The 17,335-nt window shown below is 71.9% G+C and carries 18 protein-coding genes; 12 read left to right on the top strand and 6 right to left on the bottom strand.

The features are described from left to right. The 3 genes from VIB11_RS07175 to VIB11_RS07165 all read right to left on the bottom strand — a co-directional run. Positions 1–396: tripartite tricarboxylate transporter permease (locus tag VIB11_RS07175; RefSeq protein ID WP_332029777.1), on the bottom strand; the 396-nt coding region annotated here is incomplete at its 3' end. After that, complete coding sequence (locus tag VIB11_RS07170) at positions 396–905, bottom strand: tripartite tricarboxylate transporter TctB family protein (protein WP_332029775.1); 510 nt, start codon at positions 903–905, stop codon at positions 396–398. The genes VIB11_RS07170 and VIB11_RS07175, both read right to left, overlap by 1 nt. After that, positions 902–1,918, bottom strand: coding sequence for a Bug family tripartite tricarboxylate transporter substrate binding protein (locus tag VIB11_RS07165; protein ID WP_332029773.1), 1,017 nt, complete (start codon positions 1,916–1,918; stop codon positions 902–904). The genes VIB11_RS07170 and VIB11_RS07165 overlap by 4 nt, the downstream gene beginning before the upstream one ends. Positions 1,919–2,024: 106 nt before the next feature. Between VIB11_RS07165 and VIB11_RS07160 the strand changes: the two genes are divergently transcribed. The 3 genes from VIB11_RS07160 to VIB11_RS07150 all read left to right on the top strand — a co-directional run bounded on the left by VIB11_RS07160 (position 2,025) and on the right by VIB11_RS07150 (position 5,287). Next, positions 2,025–3,734 (top strand): sensor histidine kinase, encoded by a 1,710-nt coding sequence (locus VIB11_RS07160; protein ID WP_332029771.1) that lies wholly within the window; start codon positions 2,025–2,027, stop codon positions 3,732–3,734. Next, positions 3,731–4,402: a response regulator gene (locus VIB11_RS07155; protein WP_332029769.1), complete on the top strand. Its 672-nt coding sequence runs from the start codon at positions 3,731–3,733 to the stop codon at positions 4,400–4,402. The genes VIB11_RS07160 and VIB11_RS07155 overlap by 4 nt, the downstream gene beginning before the upstream one ends. A 123-nt stretch (positions 4,403–4,525) precedes the next feature. Further along, entirely contained in the window at positions 4,526–5,287 is a 762-nt protein-coding gene (locus tag VIB11_RS07150; protein WP_332029767.1) for an IclR family transcriptional regulator, read from the top strand. A 24-nt stretch (positions 5,288–5,311) separates the two neighbouring features. On the opposite strand, the gene VIB11_RS07145 is transcribed toward VIB11_RS07150, so the two are convergent. Beyond that, positions 5,312–6,775 carry a PhoX family protein gene (locus VIB11_RS07145; protein ID WP_332029765.1) on the bottom strand — a complete coding sequence of 488 codons (1,464 nt, stop codon included), beginning with the start codon at positions 6,773–6,775 and terminating at the stop codon, positions 5,312–5,314. Positions 6,776–6,895: 120 nt separating this feature from the next. Between VIB11_RS07145 and mobA the strand changes: the two genes are divergently transcribed. The 4 genes from mobA (at position 6,896) to VIB11_RS07125 (ending at position 10,938) form a co-directional block, all read left to right on the top strand. Continuing rightward, positions 6,896–7,480 (top strand): molybdenum cofactor guanylyltransferase, encoded by a 585-nt coding sequence (mobA, locus tag VIB11_RS07140; RefSeq protein ID WP_332029763.1) that lies wholly within the window; start codon positions 6,896–6,898, stop codon positions 7,478–7,480. Further along, the gene (locus tag VIB11_RS07135; protein WP_332029761.1) at positions 7,477–8,454 is read left to right on the top strand and encodes an NAD(P)H-quinone oxidoreductase; all 978 of its coding nucleotides are present in this window, start codon (positions 7,477–7,479) and stop codon (positions 8,452–8,454) included. The genes mobA and VIB11_RS07135 overlap by 4 nt, the downstream gene beginning before the upstream one ends. 153 nt (positions 8,455–8,607) lie before the next feature. After that, on the top strand, positions 8,608–9,855 hold the full coding sequence (locus VIB11_RS07130) for an MFS transporter (RefSeq protein WP_332029759.1): 1,248 nt from the start codon (positions 8,608–8,610) through the stop codon (positions 9,853–9,855). Between the two features lie 144 nt (positions 9,856–9,999). After that, entirely contained in the window at positions 10,000–10,938 is a 939-nt protein-coding gene (locus VIB11_RS07125; protein WP_332029757.1) for an acyl-ACP desaturase, read from the top strand. A gap of 65 nt (positions 10,939–11,003) precedes the next feature. Here VIB11_RS07125 and VIB11_RS07120 read toward each other — a convergent pair whose 3' ends face one another. Together VIB11_RS07120 and VIB11_RS07115 are read right to left on the bottom strand one after the other, a co-directional pair. Further along, on the bottom strand, positions 11,004–11,771 hold the full coding sequence (locus VIB11_RS07120; protein WP_332029755.1) for a cache domain-containing protein: 768 nt from the start codon (positions 11,769–11,771) through the stop codon (positions 11,004–11,006). Beyond that, a complete protein-coding gene (locus tag VIB11_RS07115; RefSeq protein ID WP_332029753.1) occupies positions 11,768–12,526 on the bottom strand; it encodes a FadR/GntR family transcriptional regulator in 759 nt (252 codons plus the stop codon). Before VIB11_RS07115 ends, VIB11_RS07120 begins: the two co-directional genes overlap by 4 nt. A gap of 154 nt (positions 12,527–12,680) precedes the next feature. Between VIB11_RS07115 and VIB11_RS07110 the strand changes: the two genes are divergently transcribed. The 5 genes from VIB11_RS07110 to VIB11_RS07090 all read left to right on the top strand — a co-directional run bounded on the left by VIB11_RS07110 (position 12,681) and on the right by VIB11_RS07090 (position 17,303). Next, the gene (locus VIB11_RS07110) at positions 12,681–13,757 is read left to right on the top strand and encodes an ABC transporter ATP-binding protein (RefSeq protein ID WP_332029751.1); all 1,077 of its coding nucleotides are present in this window, start codon (positions 12,681–12,683) and stop codon (positions 13,755–13,757) included. A gap of 15 nt (positions 13,758–13,772) precedes the next feature. After that, on the top strand, positions 13,773–14,984 hold the full coding sequence (locus VIB11_RS07105; RefSeq protein WP_332029749.1) for an ABC transporter substrate-binding protein: 1,212 nt from the start codon (positions 13,773–13,775) through the stop codon (positions 14,982–14,984). Between the two features lie 41 nt (positions 14,985–15,025). Continuing rightward, the gene (locus tag VIB11_RS07100; protein ID WP_332029747.1) at positions 15,026–15,838 is read left to right on the top strand and encodes an ABC transporter permease; all 813 of its coding nucleotides are present in this window, start codon (positions 15,026–15,028) and stop codon (positions 15,836–15,838) included. Between the two features lie 79 nt (positions 15,839–15,917). Then, complete coding sequence (locus VIB11_RS07095) at positions 15,918–16,736, top strand: ABC transporter permease (RefSeq protein ID WP_332029745.1); 819 nt, start codon at positions 15,918–15,920, stop codon at positions 16,734–16,736. Between the two features lie 45 nt (positions 16,737–16,781). Next, entirely contained in the window at positions 16,782–17,303 is a 522-nt protein-coding gene (locus tag VIB11_RS07090; RefSeq protein WP_332029743.1) for a nitroreductase family deazaflavin-dependent oxidoreductase, read from the top strand. The last annotated feature ends 32 nt before the right edge of the window (positions 17,304–17,335 follow it).

Here is a 17,335-nt window from a genome sequence, read left to right as displayed (position 1 = left end):
CATGACGAACACCAGCGCGAGCGTGGCGATCGTCCCGGCGACGAAGGAGCCGATCGCGGCCGTGGCCAGCGCCTGCGCCGCGCGCCCCGCCTTGGCCATCTTGTTGCCCTCGATGGCGGTCACCACCGACGACGACTCGCCCGGGGTGTTGAGGAGGATGGAGGTGGTCGACCCGCCGTACATGCCGCCGTAGAAGATCGCGGCGAACAGGATCAGCGCCTGGGTGGGCTCCATGCCGTAGGTGATCGGCAGGAGGAGCGCGACCGTCATGGCTGGGCCGATGCCGGGGAGGACACCGACCGCCGTGCCGACGGTGACGCCGAGCAGGGCGATGAGCAGGTTCAGCGGCGTCAGGACGTCCGCGAAGCCGGACAGGAGTGCGGAGAGGTTGTCCATCAGAGAATTCCCTGGAGGATGCCGGCCGGGAGGTTGACCCCGAGCCCGATGGCGAACGCGTAGAAGGTGATGAGGGCCAGCGCCACGCCGATCACCAGACCGCGGATGTGGTGGCGGTTCCCGAGCGCGAAGGCTGCGCCCCAGAACAGGATCGACCCGCTGATGACCCAGCCGAGCGGCTCGATCAGCAGGGCGTTGAGGACGAACGCCCCGATGAGCAGGGCGACCGTCCGGACGTCGATGCGGGTGCTGAGGTCGATGTCCTCACCGGCCTCGGCCTCCCCCACGCCGCCACGGGAGACGTCGATGGCGTAGAAGACCGACACGATGATGAGCAGGACCCCGAGGACGATGGGGACGGGCTTCGGCCCGATCGGGTCGTTGCTGCTCGCCACGGCGCCGAGACGGCTCGCGTCCACCAGGACCAGGACGCCGAGCAGGGCGAGGCCCGCGCACACGGCGTACTGCGCGCGGTCCCCGCCCCGGCTCGCGAGCGTCGTCTCGCTCACGCCAGCCCCAGCTGCGTGAGGATGTCGGCGACCTCGGCGTCCTGCTCCTTGAGGAAGGTGGCGAACTCGTCACCGGTGGCGAAGGCGTCGGTCCAGCCGCGCTTGGCCATCTCGTCCTTCCAGCCCTTCGAGTCGTGCATCTGGCTGAGCGCGTTGATCCACGTCTGCTTGTCCTCCTCGGAGATGCCGGGAGGGGCCACGATGCCGCGCCAGTTGGTGAAGACGAGGTCGATGCCGCTCGACTTCAGCGTCGGCACGTCCCCCAGTGCCTCGATCGGCTGCTCGCTGGTGACGGCCAGGACGCGGACGTCGCCGGCCTCGACCTGGTCGAGGAACTCACCGAAACCGCTGGCGCCGAAGGCGATCTTGTTGCCGAGCAGCGCCGGCAGGAGCTCACCGCCACCGTCGTAGGAGACGTAGGAGACCTGCTTGGGGTCGATGCCGACGGCCTTGGCCAGCTGCATCGGCAGGAGGTGGTCGGGGCCACCCGGCGAGGAGCCACCACCGACGGCGAGCTTCTTCGGGTCCTTCTTCCAGGCCTCGACCAGCTGGTTGATGTCCTTGTAGGGCGAGTCCTTCGGCACGACGATCGCGCCGGCCTCCTCGATGAGCTTGGCGATCGGCGTGGTGTCGTTCAGCGTCGCCTTCGACTTCTGGGTGTAGGCGGCGCCGACGACGCCGAGGCCCATCTGCATGGCCAGCTTGCCGTTGCCCTCCTCGTTCACGGTGCGCTGCAGGCCGACCGTGCCGCCGGCACCCGGGAGGTTGTACACCTGCACCGTGTTGGTGATCTTCTCGGTCTCCATGACCTTGGCGGCCACCCGCGCGGTGGTGTCGTAGCCACCGCCGGGCGCGTTCGGGACCATGAGCTGCAGGCCGCTGGCCGGCTGGCCGCCGCCGGCCGCGGAGGTCGAGCCCGAGCCGCCCTTGTCGGCGGTGGCGCCGCAGGCGCTCAGGGCGAGGGTGGCCGTCACGGCCAGGACGCCGAGGACGGCGGGGGTTCGAGCTCGCATCGTTGGGACCTCTTTCGCTTTGGGGAGCCGAGCGAGATGATCGTGCTCCCGCCGTGGGTGGTTCGTCCCGCTTCTGTCAGCAGTGAAGGTTGAGTTCATAGTGGTCATGCGTGCGCTGCGGCGATCGACGCTGGCCGGGCAGCTGCTGGCCTTCCAGCTCGCGCTCGTGATGGTCGTCCTCGTCTTCGTCGGCGCGGTGTCGCTGGCGCAGTCCGAGGCGACCTTCACCCGGGTCGAGGGGCGCCGCGTGGCCGCCCTGGCCGAACAGCTCGCCGCGAGCCCCCTCGTCCGGAGCAACCTGGCCGAGCCGGAGCAGCGCACCGGCCTCGCCACCCTGGCCCAGCAGGTGGTCGTCCAGTCGCGGGTCGACACCGTGACCCTGGCAGAGGCCGACGAGGAGGTGCGGGTCTCGTCCGACCCCTCGCTCGAGGGTGCCCGCATCCCCCTGGGCGCTCCCGGGGTCGGGGCCGGTGCGAGCTGGTCGGGGACCCTCGAGACCGACGGCCGGCGCCAGCTCGTCGCCCAGGTGCCGGTGCTGAGCGTCGAGACCGACCGGGTCGGCGAGCACCTCGGCACGGTGATGATCGCCGTGGACTTCCCCTCCGCGTGGGAGCGGCTGGGCGGCGCCTCGTCGTACCTGCTGACCTACCTCGGGATCGCCTCGGTGCTCGGCCTCGGCGGGTCCTGGCTGCTGGCCCGGAGGATCAAGCGCCAGACCCTGGGGCTCGAGCCCCGCGAGATCGCCGGCCTGGCCGAGCACCGCGAGGCCATGCTCTACGGCATCGCCGAGGGTGTCATCGCCCTCGACCCGCAACACCGCATCACCCTCGTCAACGACGTGGCTGCCCGCCTCCTCGACCTGCCCGAGCACTCGGTCGGGATGAGCCTGTCGGACCTGCGGATCGAGGGGCGGCTCTACGACGTCCTCGCCGGGGGCCCCGACGACGGTGAGACCGCGGGCGACGGTACCGCCGAGGGTCACGGTGCGGATGCCGCAGCCGAGGAGCGCACGGGTGACGGTGCCGCGCGGATGCCTCGCGACGAGGTCGTGATCCGGCGCGGACGGGTCCTGGTGATGAACCGGATGACCGTCACCAAGGACGGCCGGCGGCTCGGCACCGTCACCACCCTGCGCGACCGCACCGAGCTGGCCAACCTCGAGCGCGAGATCGGGTCGTTCCGCAGCTCGACCCAGCTGCTGCGGGCGCAGGCCCACGAGTTCGCCAACCAGCTGCACACGATCTCGGGGCTGATCCAGATCGGCGACTTCGACGAGGTCGTGCGCTACGTCGACGCCGTGAGCCGACACCGCGAGTCCCTCGACCTCAGCGTGAACCGGCGGGTCCGCGACAGCGCCGTGGCCGCCCTGCTGATGGCCAAGGCCTCCCTGGCGTCCGAGCGCCGCGTCGAGCTGCGGGTCAGCGAGGACACCTCCCTCGAGCAGCTCGAGCCCGCGGACTCGGCGGATGTCGCCACCGTGGTGGGCAACCTCGTCGACAACGCCCTGGACGCCGCGACCGGATCCTCCGACGCCTGGGTGGAGATCGCCCTGCGACAGGACGCCGCCACCGTCGAGGTCGTCGTCCGCGACTCCGGCCCCGGCGTCGCCCCCGAGGTCGCGCACGAGGTCTTCACCCACGGCTTCACGACCAAGGCCGCGCAGTCCGGCGAGCGCGGCATCGGCCTCGCGCTGACCCGTCTGGTGTGCCAGCGGCGTGGGGGCGAGGTCACCCTGGCCAACACCGAGGATGGCGCCATGTTCACCGCCCACCTGACCGTCACCCCGGTGGCGCCCATCGCCCAGGGGGTCTCGTGATCAGCGTGCTCGTCGTCGACGACGACTTCCGCGTGGCCCGCATCCACACCGGGTTCGTCGAGCGCACCGAGGGGTTCACCGTGGTCGGCTCCCGTCACACCGGCGCCGAGGCGCTCACCGCGGTGGCCGAGCTGCACCCCGACCTGGTCCTCCTCGACCTGTACCTGCCCGACCTGTTCGGCCTCGACGTGCTCGCCCGCCTGCGCAGCAGCGGCGCCGACTGCGACGTCATGGTCATCAGCGCGGCCAAGGAGATCGAGGCCGTGCGCGGTGCCTCCCGGCAGGGCATCGTGGACTACCTCCTCAAGCCGTTCGGCTACGACGAGCTCCGGGACAGGCTGGAGCGGTATGCCGCGCACCGGCACCTCCTGCACGAGGGCGAGGTGCACGGCCAGGACGACATCGACCGGGTCCTCGCCCGTCGCAGCCCCACCACCCCGAACGCCCTGCCCAAGGGGATGAGCCCCGAGACCGCCACCTTGGTGGAGCGCACGCTGCGCGACGGCGGGGAGTCGCTCTCGGCGACCGAGTGCGCCGAGGCGGTCGGCATCTCGCGTGTGAGCGCTCGGCGGTACCTCGAGCACTTCTGCAGCACGGGCCAGGCCGAGGTGCGGCTGCGCTACGGCACCACCGGTCGGCCGGAGCGCCGCTACCGGTGGCTCACCTGACCGCCGCCCCTCCCGCCGCCCCTCCCGCCGTCGACACGCTGGGAAAGGGCCCCTGCCGGTCGATCGAAGGACTGTTTCCCAGCGTGTCGACGGCATGCCTGGGGCGCGTGCCAGACTCGGCCCGTGGCGAACGCACCGGCCGCGGCCCAGGCGCTGGAGGTCCTCAGCCTGCTCGCACGGCACACCGAGCCCCTCCCCGCCGGGTCCATCGCGCGCGAGGTCGGGCTCCCGCGCTCGAGCACGTACCACCTGCTCGCCGTGCTGCGCGAGCACGGCTTCGTCACCCACCTCCCGGAGGAGCGCCGCTACGGCCTCGGGGTCGCGGCCTACGAGCTCGGCTCGGCCTACCAGCGGCAGGCCCCGCTCCAGCGGATCGCCCGGCCGCTGCTCCAGCGCCTCGTCGACGACACCACCCACAACGCGCACCTCGCCGTGCTGCACGGCCGTGACGTGCTCTACGTCATCGAGGAGCGCGCACCCGGTCGGCCGCTGCTCGTCACGGATGTCGGGGTGCGCCTCCCCGCCACGCTGACCGCGAGCGGGCTGGCCATGCTGGCCGCGCTGCCACCGGCCCAGGTGCGGGCGTTGTTCCCGCACAAGGACTTCCTCGTCCAGCGGGAGGGCCATGGACCGACGTCGGTCAGCCAGCTGCGACGCGAGCTCACGGCCGTCCGGCAGCGCGGGTATGCCGTGGAGGACGGCTCCGTCAGCGAGGGCCTGTCGTCGGTGGCCCGGGCGGTGCTCGACCACACCGGGCACCCGGTCGCGGGCGTGGCGGTCACGTACCCCACCGACGGGGTCGACGAGGCCGAGCTCGCACGCATCGTCGCGGCCGTCTCGCGCGTGGCGGGCGCCCTGTCACGCAGACTGGGCGCCCGCCAGTGACGGCACGGGTCTCCCGGGAAGGGTTCAGACGCCGATCCGGTGCCAGGGCCCCCAGATCGCAAACGTCATGCCAGCACTCGCCTGGATGTTGACGAAGAGGGTCTCCCCGTCCGGGCTGAACGTCGACCCGGCGAACTCGTCGCCGTAGCGGGGTGCCCCGGCGCTGCTGGTGAGCCGGTTGAGGGCGATGTCCCACAGCTGGCCGCGGCGGGACAGGCCGCGCACGTAGTTGTCGCCGCTGCTGTCCTCGCAGAGCACCAGCGTCCCCCGCTCGCTCACCGTGATGTTGTCGGGGAAGTCGAGCACCTCCTGCCCCGGCGACTGGTAGACGACGCGCAGCTTCCGCGAGCGCGGGTGGTAGGCCCACACCTGGCCGAAGCCGTTGCCGTACCCCGTGATGCTGTTGGATCCGGTCATCGCCGCGCCGCCGCCCTGCGTGGAGGTGAAGTAGACGACGCCGTCGTCGAAGATCTGGCCCTCCAGCCGCGAGAAGTGGGCGGCACCCTGCGCCCGGCCCTGGTCGCCGACGTGGACGAGCGCCTGGTCGTTGGTCGTGGAGGCGGGCTGGCCCGCGGTGTAGGGGAACGTCGGGTCCGGGTCGTCGATGTCGACCCACGTGACGTCGTAGGTCGCGCCGCGCTCCTGCTGGGCCTCGAGGTGGGCGTTCGGCACCCCGCGGACGGCGAGCATCTGGAGCCGGCCCTCGTTGTCGATGTGGCCGACCTTGTCGGGGTGCCGCCTGGGCTTGTAGCGGTAGTAGCCCGAGGGGAACGCGAAGTTGTCCTCGGTGAGGTAGAGCACGCCCTCGTCGGGGTCGTAGGCCACGGCCTCGTGCGCGAAGCGGCCGGCCTTCGTGATCGGCTCGCCCGAGGCCAGACCCCTGGTCGGCACCTCGAAGACGTAGCCGTGCGGCTTGGTCAGCGGGACGTTGGAGGTGCCGGTGAAGTCGGGCCCGACGTCCGGGCCGTTGACGGTCTCCTCGCAGGTGATCCACGCACCCCAGGGCATCTGGCCACCACTGCAGTTCATCATCGTGCCGTTCAGCCCGGTGTAGGCGCTGCGGACCCGCCCCCGCGGGCTGACCTCGACCACGGTGCAGCCGCCTTTTGCCATCGGGTCGTAGGTGTGGTCGCCGACCGGGCCGAAGGCCGGGCCGGGGTTGTTCACCTCGTGGTTGCGCACCAGGACGATGGAGTCACCCCTGCCCCTGAAGGCCCCCATGCCGTCGTGGCGCCCCGGCAGGACCGTGCCGTCGTCGAGCTCGACCGGCGTCTCGGTGTCGTGGAAGGAGCGGTAGGCAAAGCCCTCGGGCAGGTGCAGCCGCACCTTCCCGTCGCGGCGGTCCGGGACAGGGACCAGGGGGCGGAACGGGGCGGCGCCGAGGCCGGCCGCGGGTCGCGCGACCAGTCCCTGGAACGGGCCGGCGAGCAGGGCGCCGCCGGTGACGGCGGCCCCGCCCTTGAGGAAGGTTCGTCGCTCTAGTGCCATGCATCTCTCCTTTGAGACTGCTGCAACAACGGTCCTGCCACGCTAGCCCCGGCGGCCTGCGACCGAAACCCGTGGGGGCGCCGGTCACCCGCGTCACCGCGACCGTGGCAGCCTGTTGCCGTGAGCGATGCGGACACCGGCGCCGTGACCGCGGTCGTCCTCTGCGGCGGCGAGGGTCGCAGGTTCGGCGGCGACAAGACCGCGGCGGACCTCGGGGGCACCAGCGTGCTGGACGCCCTGCTCACCAGCCTGCCTCCGGACTGGGCCGTCATCTGTGTGGGTCCGCAGCGCCCCACGTCGCGCAGCGGGGTCGTCTGGGCCCGGGAGGACCCGCCCGGTGGGGGCCCCAGCGCAGGGGTCGCCGCTGCCGTGTCGGCCGTCCGCCACGAGGTCACCGTGGTGCTCGGCGGTGACATGCCGTATGCCGCGCCCGCCGCGCAGCGCCTCGCCGCCCACCTGGTCTCATCACCCGCCAGCACCGACGCGGTGGTGGGCGTGGACGGGCACGGCCACGTCCAGCCGCTCCTCGCGGCATACCGGACCTCGGCGCTGCGCGCCGCCCTGCCCGAGCAGCCCGCGGGCACGCCCATGAGGCGGCTCCTCGACGGCCTGCACCTCGTGGTCGACCCCGTCCCCGCGCAGGCCAGCCTCGACATCGACACCCCCGAGGACCTCGAGACGGCCCGCCATAGGCTCGACCCATGAAGGCCATCACGATTCCCGAGCCCGGTGAGGCGGACGCCCTGGTCCTCGCGGAGGTGCCCACCCCCGAACCCGCCCGGGGCGAGGTGCGGATCCGCGTGGCGGCGGCGGGGGTCAACCGCGCCGACATCATGCAGCGCAGGGGCTTCTACGACCCGCCGCCCGGGTCCTCCCCCTACCCCGGGCTCGAGGTCAGCGGCACGGTCGAGGCCCTCGGCGAGGGCGTCGACGGCTGGTCCGTCGGCGACCCCGTCTGCGCGCTCCTCGTGGGCGGTGGCTACGCCGAGCAGGTGTGTGCCCCGGCGACGCAGCTGCTGCCCGTGCCGGCAGGGGTGGCGCTCGAGGACGCTGGCGCGCTCCCCGAGGTGGTGTGCACGGTGTGGTCCAACGTCTTCATGACCGCCAACCTGCTGCCCGGCCAGACGCTGCTCGTCCACGGTGGGTCCTCCGGCATCGGCACGATGGCCATCCAGCTCGCCCGCGAGGTCGGCGCCCGCGTGGCCGTGACCGCCGGCTCGGCGGAGAAGCTCGACGCGTGCAGGGCCCTCGGCGCCGAGGTGCTCGTCAACTACCGGGAGCAGGACTTCGTGGAGGAGGTCAGGGCCGCCACCGACGGGGCGGGCGCCGACGTCATTCTCGACAACATGGGCGCGAAGTACCTCTCCCGCAACGTCGACGCCCTCGCCGTGAACGGGCGGCTCGTCGTCATCGGCCTCCAGGGCGGCACCACCGCCGAGCTCAACCTCAACACCCTGCTCCGCAAGCGCGCCGCCGTCATCGCCACCTCGTTGCGCGCCCGGCCCCCGGCCGAGAAGGCCGCGATCGTCGCCGCCGTCCGTGAGCACGTCTGGCCGCTGGTGGAGGCCGGGCGGGTCAAGCCGGTCGTCCACTCGCGTCACCCGCTCGCCGACGCCCCGGCCGCCCACCGCGAGATGGAGGAGAGCGGCCACATCGGCAAGATCCTGCTCCTGCCCTGAGTGCACCCGTCCTGAGGGCTCCGTCGCGCGACCGGAGCACTCGCGGGCCCCGGTAGAATGGATCCAGCAAAGGGTTCTTGTGCGTCCTTGGAGGCGGGTTCGGCGCACGCCCGCTGTGCCGTACCCCGGCACCCGCACGAAAGCCGAACTCGCGTGTCACCCATCGCCTCCTACCGGCGGCTCTTCGCCCTGGCCGGTCCCCTCTACGTCGTCACCGCCTTCCTCGGCAGGCTGCCGCTGGCCATGAGCCAGATGGGCGCGCTGCTCCTCGTGTCCTCGGCGACGGGCTCGTATGCCGCGGGCGGCCTCGCCGCCGGCACGCTCGCCGTCGCGAACGCCGTGTGCTCACCCTTCGCCGGAGCCCTCGCCGACCGCCTGGGCCAGCGGCCGGTCGTGCTCGTGCAGTCGGTGGTCGGTGGGCTCGCGCTGGCCGCGCTGGTCGGCCTCGCGGCCGCCGACGCCACGACCACCCTGCTCGTGGTGGCCGCCGCGCTGGCCGGCGCCTTCGCCCCGCAGATCGGCCCCCTCGCCCGGGCCCGCTGGCGGCCCATCACCCACGGCAGTGGGGCGCACCAGCCGCGGCTCGTCGAGGCGGCCTTCTCCTACGAGGGCGCTGCCGACGAGGCGTCCTTCGTGCTCGGCCCCGCCCTGCTGGGCACCCTCGTGGCCGTCGCGGCCCCCGGCGCCGGGCTGCTGACCGCCGCCGGGCTGCTCCTCGTCTTCGGCGTGTGGTTCGCCCTGCACCCCACCGCCCGCCTGACCCACGCCGCCCGCCACGACGGCCACGTGGCCGGAGGCCTGCTGACCCCGGTCTTCGTCGTGCTGCTGCTGGCCCAGCTGCTCATCGGCGTCGTGTTCGGCTCCGTGCAGACCGGCACGACGGTCCTCGCCACGGCGGCCGGCGAGGCGGGCACCGCCGGCCTGGTGCACGCCGTGCTCGGCATCGGCAGCGTCGCCGCCGGGCTCGCCATCGCGGCCCTGCCGGAGCGGGTGACCTACGCGACCCGCGTGCTCGTCACGGCCGGCGGCCTGTTCGTCCTGGCCGTCCCCCTGCTGTCGACCGACTCGCTGCGCTCGCTGGTGCTCGTCGTCCTCGTGCTCGGCTTCGTGGTGGCGCCCTACATGATCAGCAACTTCACCCTCGGCGAGCGGGCGGTCCCGGTCAACCGCGTCAGCGCGGCGATGACCCTCCTCGCCGCAGCCACGGGCCTGGGGTACGCGCTCGGCTCGGCCACGGCCGGCCGGCTGGCCGACACCTCCGGACACACCGGCGCCTTCGCGGTCACCGTGGCCGCTGGCGCGACGGCCCTCCTGCTGGCAGCGGTGGCACAGCCGCTGCTCCGCGGCGTCGTGCGACGCCCGGCGCCCCTCGAACCGGAGATGGTCGACGCTGGCCGGTGAGCGCAGGCTCATCCTGAGGCGTCATACGTCTGCGTGGGAACCGGCGAGTAGTACCCGCGGGTAACTAGCCTGTCCAACCTACGCCGCCGTAGGTTGGGCGGAGCGTCGACGAGCCCGTTGACCCCCACCGGGAGGACGACCGCCATGACTGCACCCACCTGGAGCCAGACCGACCTGCTGCGCGAGCTCAGCCCCGTCGTCGAGGAGAACCTCAACCGCCACCTCTCGATGGCCAAGGAGTGGTTCCCGCACGACTACATCCCGTGGTCGGACGGCAGGAACTACGACGGGCTCATGGGCGGCGACCCGTGGAGTCCCGACGACGCACCCCTCAGCGACGTGGCCCGTTCGGCCCTCATCGTCAACCTGCTCACCGAGGACAACCTCCCCAGCTACCACCACGAGATCGCGATCATCTTCGGCCGCGACGACGCCTGGGGCGAGTGGGTCCACCGCTGGACCGCCGAGGAGGGCCGCCACGGCATCGCGATGCGCGACTACATGCTCGTCAAGCGGATGGTCGACCCCGTGGAGCTCGAGCGGTTCCGCATGACCCACATGTCCCAGGGGTACGAGTCGGCACACTCCGGCGAGCTGCTGCACTCCCTCGCGTACGTCTCCTTCCAGGAGCTCGCGACCCGCGTCTCGCACCGCAACACCGGGCGGTTCACGTCGGACCCGATGTGCGACCAGCTGCTCGCGCGGATCGCCGCGGACGAGAACCTCCACATGGTCTTCTACCGCAACCTGCTCGACGCCGCCCTCAAGATCGCGCCGGACCAGACCGTGATGGCGGTCCGCGACGTCGTCAAGGGGTTCCAGATGCCGGGCACCGACATCCCCGGCTTCCAGCGCAAGGCCGTCGAGATGGCGGTCGCCGGGATCTACGACCTGCGGCTGCACAAGGACGACGTCCTCAGCCCGGTGCTGCGGTTCTGGAAGCTCTTCGAGCTCGAGGGCCTCGGCGCCGAGGCCGAGCAGGCGCGCCTCGAGCTCGACGAGTTCATGGCGAACCTCGAGAAGCAGGCCCTGCGGTTCGAGGACAAGCGCGAGACGCTCAAGGCGCGGATGGCGCCTCGCTGAGAGGTCACCGGCTGGCCGGCGCGTCACCCAGACCGCCTCACCCAGACCGCCTCACCCAGACCGCCTCACGCAGGCCGCGTGGCGATGACACCGAGCGGCAGGCCGGGGCAGGCGAAGTAGTCCCACTCGGGGTGGTGGACGCGCTCGCCCGCCCACCACCGCCCCACGGGGAGCCCGCGGATCAGGTCTCCCGTCACCCACCGCACGTCACTGGAGGTCACCACGCGGCCGGCGGTGTTGACCACGGCGCAGGACCCGGGCACGCGCTCGAGTGGCGCGAACAGCCGCTCCTCGAACGTCCGAACCAGCAGGTCGAAGCCGACGACCCCGGCGAAGGCCCCGCGCCGGCTCACCGGCCGGGTGAAGGTCAGGGTCTGCTGGTCGGTGCAGAGGTAGTCGATGTACGGCCCGGTGATGTGGGCCTTCCCCGTCTCCTCCGGCACGGCATACCAGGGCAGGTGTGTGTAGTCGCGAAAGCCCACGGCGCGGGGGTCGGTCTCCGCGGCCAGTCGGCGCGGCTCCGGTGGTGACGCGTCCGGGTTGGCGGTCCACCACTCGAGCCAGTACGCCGCGTCGGCCAGCACGTCCGGGGCCATCACCACGCCCGCACCGGCGACCTTCCGCGCGGGGTCGGTCAGCAGGCGGTGGCAGCGCTCCTCGATCCGGAAGTCGGAGCGCCGCGGCGCGTCGACGTCGAGCTCGCGCTCGACCTCCGACGCCATCGTGTCGAGGTCGTCGAGGAGCCGCCGGCAGAGGGCGCTGACCAGCTCGGCGACCTCGCGGCCACCGAGGGGCGGACCCGGTGGGGGCTCCGGCGTGGGCTGCGCAGTCATGCCGACCTCCCGGTCCAGACCTGGCGGTGCAGCAGGCGCACCGCCGCGAACATCTCCTGCACGTGGGCCTCGGCCGACCTGCGTGCCGCGTCGGGGTCGCCGGCGGCGACCGCGTCCACGATCTCGGTGTGCCGGTCGGCCGGCGCCGTCGCCTCGCCCGCCTGGGCGTGCGAGAGCCAGAGAAGCATGCCCACCTCGCTCTGCAGCGCCATCTCCTCACGGGTCAGCCGTGCGGACTGCGCGCTGGCCGCGAGCTCGAGGTGGAAGTTGCCCTCGGAGCGCCAGCGCGCCGAGCGCGTCCCGGCGGCCGGCACCGCGACGGCGAGCTCGCGCAGCCTGCGGACGTCGTCGCTGTCGGCACGCAGCGCCGCCAGCTCGGCCGCCATCGCGCTGATGGCGGTGTAGTGGTCGGCCAGGTCACGCAGCTCACCCAGCCCCAGGCGCCGCAGCCGGGCGCGCAGCGCCCCTTCGCCCCCGTCGGCCGGCGTGCGCACGAACGAACCGCCGCCCCGACCGCGGCGGGTCCTGATGAGGTTGTCCTCCCGCAGCGCGCCGAGCGCCTCGCGCACGGTCACGGTGGCCACGCCGAAGCGGTCGGCGAGGTCGCTCTCGGAGGGCAGCGGGCTGCCGTCCGGCAGCAACCCCAACGTGATCGCCTCGCCCAGCCGCCGCGCCACGGCCTCGGCCCGCCCCTGCGCCTCCAGCGGAGCGAACACCGCGGCATACGCGCCGAGGGCCAGCGAGGAGTCAGCCATGGTCGGGGCGCTCCCTTCGTGCAGCGGCTCGGCGTCGTCGGCGTGTGGGGCCGTGGGTGGAGTCAACGTTGCGTTGCAGTCCCGCGCAACCCCTTGATCTTAAACCTATGGAGCCATATGTTTTGGCTGTCGTCGAGACCAGGAGGCACTGCCCATGGCTTCACCCGACGCGTCCCGGGCGTCGTCCGGCGCGGCACCTGCGATCGTGCTCACCGGCCTGCGCAAGGAGTTCCCGGGCAACCCGCCCGTGGTCGCGGTGGACGGCGCCGACCTCGAGATCGCCGACGGCGAGTTCTTCTCGATGCTCGGCCCGTCCGGCTCGGGCAAGACCACCGTGCTGCGGATGATCGCCGGCTTCGAGGAGCCCACCGCCGGGTCCATCGAGCTCGGCGGGCGCGACGTCACGAGGGCCCAGCCCTACGACCGCGACGTCAACACGGTCTTCCAGGACTACGCGCTGTTCCCCCACATGAGCGTGCTCGAGAACGTCGAGTACGGCCTGCGCGTGAAGAAGGTCGGCAAGGCGGAGCGCCGGGCCCGGGCCATGGAGGCGCTCGAGCAGGTGCGCCTGGCCGATCTCCCCGCACGGCGACCCGGAGCACTCTCCGGCGGCCAGCGGCAGCGGGTGGCTCTGGCCCGGGCCCTGGTCAACCGGCCCAAGGTGCTGCTGCTGGACGAGCCGCTCGGCGCCCTCGACCTGAAGCTGCGCGAGCAGATGCAGGTCGAGCTGAAGGCGATCCAGCGCGACGTCGGCATCACGTTCCTGTTCGTCACCCACGACCAGGAGGAGGCCCTCACCCTCTCGGACCGCATCGCCGTCTTCAACGCCGGCCGGATCGAGCAGGTCGGCACGGCCCGTGAGGTCTACGAACAGCCGGCCTCCGGCTTCGTCGCCGGGTTCGTGGGCACGTCCAACCTGCTCACCGGCGACGTGGCGAGCGCGGTCCTCGGCCGTCAGGGTGCCTTCAGCATCAGGCCGGAGAAGCTGACCGTGGCCGAGCGCGGGTTCGGCGGTGACGGCCTGATGCGCGCCCCCGGCACGGTCGTCGAGGTGGTCTACGCCGGTCCCGTCACCCGCTACGTCGTGGGCCTCGACGCCGGCACCCGCCTGATCGCCCTGCAGCAGAACGGGTCCGCCGCCGCGGACACCGGCTTCGAGCGGGGGACAGCGGTGGACCTCCTCTGGCACCCCGACAACGTCATCACCGTCCCCACCAGAACCGCCCACTGAGAGAAGGAGTCCGCCGTGCGCAGGACATCACCCACCAGGCTCGGCGCCATCGCCGCCGTGGCCGCACTCGCCCTCGCCGCCTGCGGCGACTCGGGCTCCGACAGCTCGGGCGGCGGCACCGCCGCCGGCGGCTTCCAGGTGCCTGACCTCAAGCAGCTCGACAAGCTGGGCGAGCCCGAGGGCCAGGTCAGCGTGCTGGCCTGGCCCGGATACGTCGAGGACGGCAGCAACGACCCCAAGGTCGACTGGGTCAGCGACTTCGAGAAGGCCAGCGGCTGCCAGGTCACCGTGAAGACCTTCGGCACCTCCGACGAGGCCGTGCAGCTCTTCCGCACCGGGCAGTACGACGTGGTCTCCGCGTCGGGTGACGCCACGCTCCGCCTCATCGCGGCAGGTGACGTCGAGCCCGTCAACACCGGCTTGATCACCAACTACCCGGACATCTTCGAGGCCTTGAAGAACAAGCCGTGGAACTCGGTGGCCGGTGTGCCCTACGGCGTCCCGCACGGACGCGGCGCGAACCTGCTGATGTACCGCACCGACCTCGTGAAGCCGGCGCCGGACTCGTGGGCGGCGGTCTTCGACAAGGGCTCGGAGCAGCAGGGCAAGGTCACCGCGTACGACTCCCCGATCTACATCGCCGACGCCGGGCTGTACCTGATGAAGACCAAGCCGGAGCTGGGCATCAAGAACCCCTACGCCCTCGACAGCAAGCAGCTCGCCGCGGCCGTGGAGCTCCTGAAGGCCCAGAAGCAGAATGTCGGCGAGTACTGGTCCGACTACCTCAAGGAGATCCAGGCCTTCAAGAACGGGTCCTCCACCGTCGGCACCACGTGGCAGGTCATCGCCAACGTCGCCCAGGCGGAGAAGGCCCCGGTCGAGGTCGTGCTCCCCAAGGAGGGGGCGACCGGCTGGTCGGACACCTGGATGGTCGGGGCCAAGTCCAAGGCCAAGACGTGCAGCTACAAGTTCATCGACCACATCGTCTCGCCCAAGGCGAACGCGGCGGTGGCGGAGTACTTCGGTGAGGCGCCGGCCAACAAGAAGGCCTGCGACGAGACGACGGACCCCAAGCACTGCGACACGTTCCACGCCGAGGACGAGGAGTACTTCTCGCAGGTCTACTACTGGACCACCCCGATCTCGGCGTGCCTCGACGGCCGCAAGGTGAAGTGCACCGACTACGCCGAGTGGACCAAGGCGTGGACCGAGATCCGCAACAGCTGATCCCAGTCCGCACCAGCTGACGTGATGCGAGGTAGGCGACGATGAGATCGAAGAAGGCACTGGCCGGGCTCCTCGCCCCGCCCTTGCTGTGGCTTGTCGTCGCCTACCTCGGCGCGCTCCTCGCGATCTTCGCGACGGCGCTGTTCACGACCGACCCGTTCACCAACGAGGTCGTGCGGACCCTCACGACCGAGAACATCAAGGCCCTGTTCGACCCCACGTACCTGCGCATCATCGGGCGCACCATCCTCATCGCCGTGGCGGTGACGGTGCTGTGCATCCTGATCGCGGTGCCCTTCGCGTTCTTCATGGCGCGCGTGGCGCCCGCCAGGATCCGCGGGCTGCTCGTGGCCGCCGTGCTGGTGCCGCTGTGGGCGTCGTACCTGGTCAAGGCCTACGCCTGGCGCACGATGCTGCAGCCGGGTGGCGTGCTCGAGAGCGCGTTGGGCGCCACGCCGGGGTTCGGCCTCGCGGCCGTCGTGCTGACCCTGACCTACCTGTGGCTGCCGTACATGATCCTGCCCGTCTACGCCGGCTTCGAGCGCCTGCCGGTGTCGCACCTGGAGGCCTCCGCCGACCTCGGGGCCAAGGGGCTGGCGACCTTCCGCCGGGTCGTGCTGCCATCGCTGCTGCCTTCGATCGCAGCGGGCACGATCTTCACGTTCTCCCTCAGCCTGGGCGACTACATCGCCGTGCAGATCGTGGGCGGCAAGCTCCAGGTCCTCGGCACGGCCGTGCTCCAGAACATCACGCTCGACCTGCCGTTCGCGGCCGCCCTCGGCAGCGCCTCGGTCGTGATCATGGTGGCCTACCTGCTGGCCGTCCGACGCACCGGCGCGCTCGACAACCTCTGACCCGAGGACCCCGACCACCCGACCACCCGACCACCCGACCACCCGACACGGCACTGACAGACGAGAGCGAGACGACACCATGAGGCTGGGACTCGGCAGCAGACTGGGGTTCGGCGTGTTCGCCGCCGTGGTGCTGGCCTTCATCTACGTGCCCATCGGCGTGGTCGCCATCAACTCGTTCAACAGCGACCGCACCTTCGGGTGGCCGCCGCCGGGGTTCACGACCGAGTGGTGGTCCGCCGCCCTCCAGGCCCCGGGGCCACGCGACGCCCTGCTGACGTCGGTCAAGGCCGGCCTCGGCGCCACCGCGATCGCGCTCGTCCTGGGCTCGCTCCTCGCCCTCGCCCTCACCCGGTACGAGTTCTTCGGCAAGCACGCCATCTCGATCCTCGTGGTGCTGCCCATCGCACTGCCCGGCATCGTCACCGGCATCGCCCTGCAGTCCGTCATCGCCAACGTGCTCAACCCCGTGTTCGGCATCAACGCCGGGCTCTTCACGATCATCGTCGGGCACGCGACCTTCTGCATCGTCGTGGTGTTCAACAACGTCACGGCGCGGCTGCGGCGCTCCGGCGCCTCCCTGGAGGCCGCGTCGGCCGACCTCGGCGCGCGGCCGTTCATGACGTTCCGCCTGGTCACCTTCCCGCTGCTGCGTTCTGCCGTCCTCGCGGGCGCGCTGCTGGCCTTCGCCCTCAGCTTCGACGAGATCGTCGTCACCACGTTCACGGCCGGGCCGGGCACACCGACGCTGCCGATCTGGATCTTCAACAACCTCTTCCGCCCGAACCAGGCACCGGTCGTCAACGTCGTCGCCGTCATCCTCGTGGCCATCTCGATCCTGCCCGTCTGGCTGGCCCAGCGGCTGGCCGGCTCGACGGCGGCGGAGAGCCGTTTGTAGGCATTTGCGGACAACGGCAGGGTGGCGCGGATAGCGTTGGGCGCCATGGGGCTCTGGGATGAACTCGAGTGTCAGCTGCCCCGTCCCACCGCCTTCCACCGGGCAGTCCGCACTGCCGCCGCGTACCGCCCGGTGAGCCAGGTCCTCCGGCGGGTCCAGCAGCCCCTCGACCGGGTGGTCTCGGGGGTCACCGGCGGCCGGGTCAGCGCAACCCAGCAGCTGAGCGGCCTGCCGACCATCACGCTCGTGACCCTCGGCGCGCGCAGCGGCGAGCGGCGGCACACCCCCCTCCTGGCGCTCCCCGTCGACGGCGACATCGCCGTCATCGGGTCCAACTACGGGACCGGCCGCACCCCGGGCTGGGTCCACAACCTGCGCGCCAACCCCGACGTCGAGGTCGAGCACGCCGGCCGCACGGTGGCCGCCACGGCCCGCAGGCTGGGGAGGGAGGCCGCCGAGTCCGTGTGGTTCACGGCGATCGACACGTATGCCGGGTACGCGCACTACCGGCGCTGGGCGGCTGGGCGCGAGATCACCGTGTGGCTGCTCAGCCCCCGCGACGCGTGAGGCAGGATGGGGCCATGACGCAGCAGCCCGGA

Origin of the sequence: Pedococcus sp. (genome assembly GCF_036554925.1) — a bacterium.
Taxonomy (GTDB): Bacteria; Actinomycetota; Actinomycetes; order Actinomycetales; family Dermatophilaceae; genus Pedococcus_A.
This window is presented reverse-complemented; position numbering and strand designations above follow the sequence as displayed.

What these genes read in the sequence shown, in the direction of transcription:
- VIB11_RS07095 (WP_332029745.1), top strand. Translation starts at nt 15,918, where the DNA reads ATGAGGCTGGGACTCGGCAGCAGACTGGGGTTCGGCGTGTTCGCCGCC.
- VIB11_RS07145 (WP_332029765.1), bottom strand. Translation starts at nt 6,775, where the DNA reads ATGGCACTAGAGCGACGAACCTTCCTCAAGGGCGGGGCCGCCGTCACC.
- VIB11_RS07090 (WP_332029743.1), top strand. Translation starts at nt 16,782, where the DNA reads ATGGGGCTCTGGGATGAACTCGAGTGTCAGCTGCCCCGTCCCACCGCC.
- VIB11_RS07120 (WP_332029755.1), bottom strand. Translation starts at nt 11,771, where the DNA reads ATGACTGCGCAGCCCACGCCGGAGCCCCCACCGGGTCCGCCCCTCGGT.
- VIB11_RS07110 (WP_332029751.1), top strand. Translation starts at nt 12,681, where the DNA reads ATGGCTTCACCCGACGCGTCCCGGGCGTCGTCCGGCGCGGCACCTGCG.
- VIB11_RS07165 (WP_332029773.1), bottom strand. Translation starts at nt 1,918, where the DNA reads ATGCGAGCTCGAACCCCCGCCGTCCTCGGCGTCCTGGCCGTGACGGCC.
- VIB11_RS07115 (WP_332029753.1), bottom strand. Translation starts at nt 12,526, where the DNA reads ATGGCTGACTCCTCGCTGGCCCTCGGCGCGTATGCCGCGGTGTTCGCT.
- VIB11_RS07135 (WP_332029761.1), top strand. Translation starts at nt 7,477, where the DNA reads ATGAAGGCCATCACGATTCCCGAGCCCGGTGAGGCGGACGCCCTGGTC.
- VIB11_RS07100 (WP_332029747.1), top strand. Translation starts at nt 15,026, where the DNA reads ATGAGATCGAAGAAGGCACTGGCCGGGCTCCTCGCCCCGCCCTTGCTG.
- VIB11_RS07160 (WP_332029771.1), top strand. Translation starts at nt 2,025, where the DNA reads ATGCGTGCGCTGCGGCGATCGACGCTGGCCGGGCAGCTGCTGGCCTTC.
- VIB11_RS07125 (WP_332029757.1), top strand. Translation starts at nt 10,000, where the DNA reads ATGACTGCACCCACCTGGAGCCAGACCGACCTGCTGCGCGAGCTCAGC.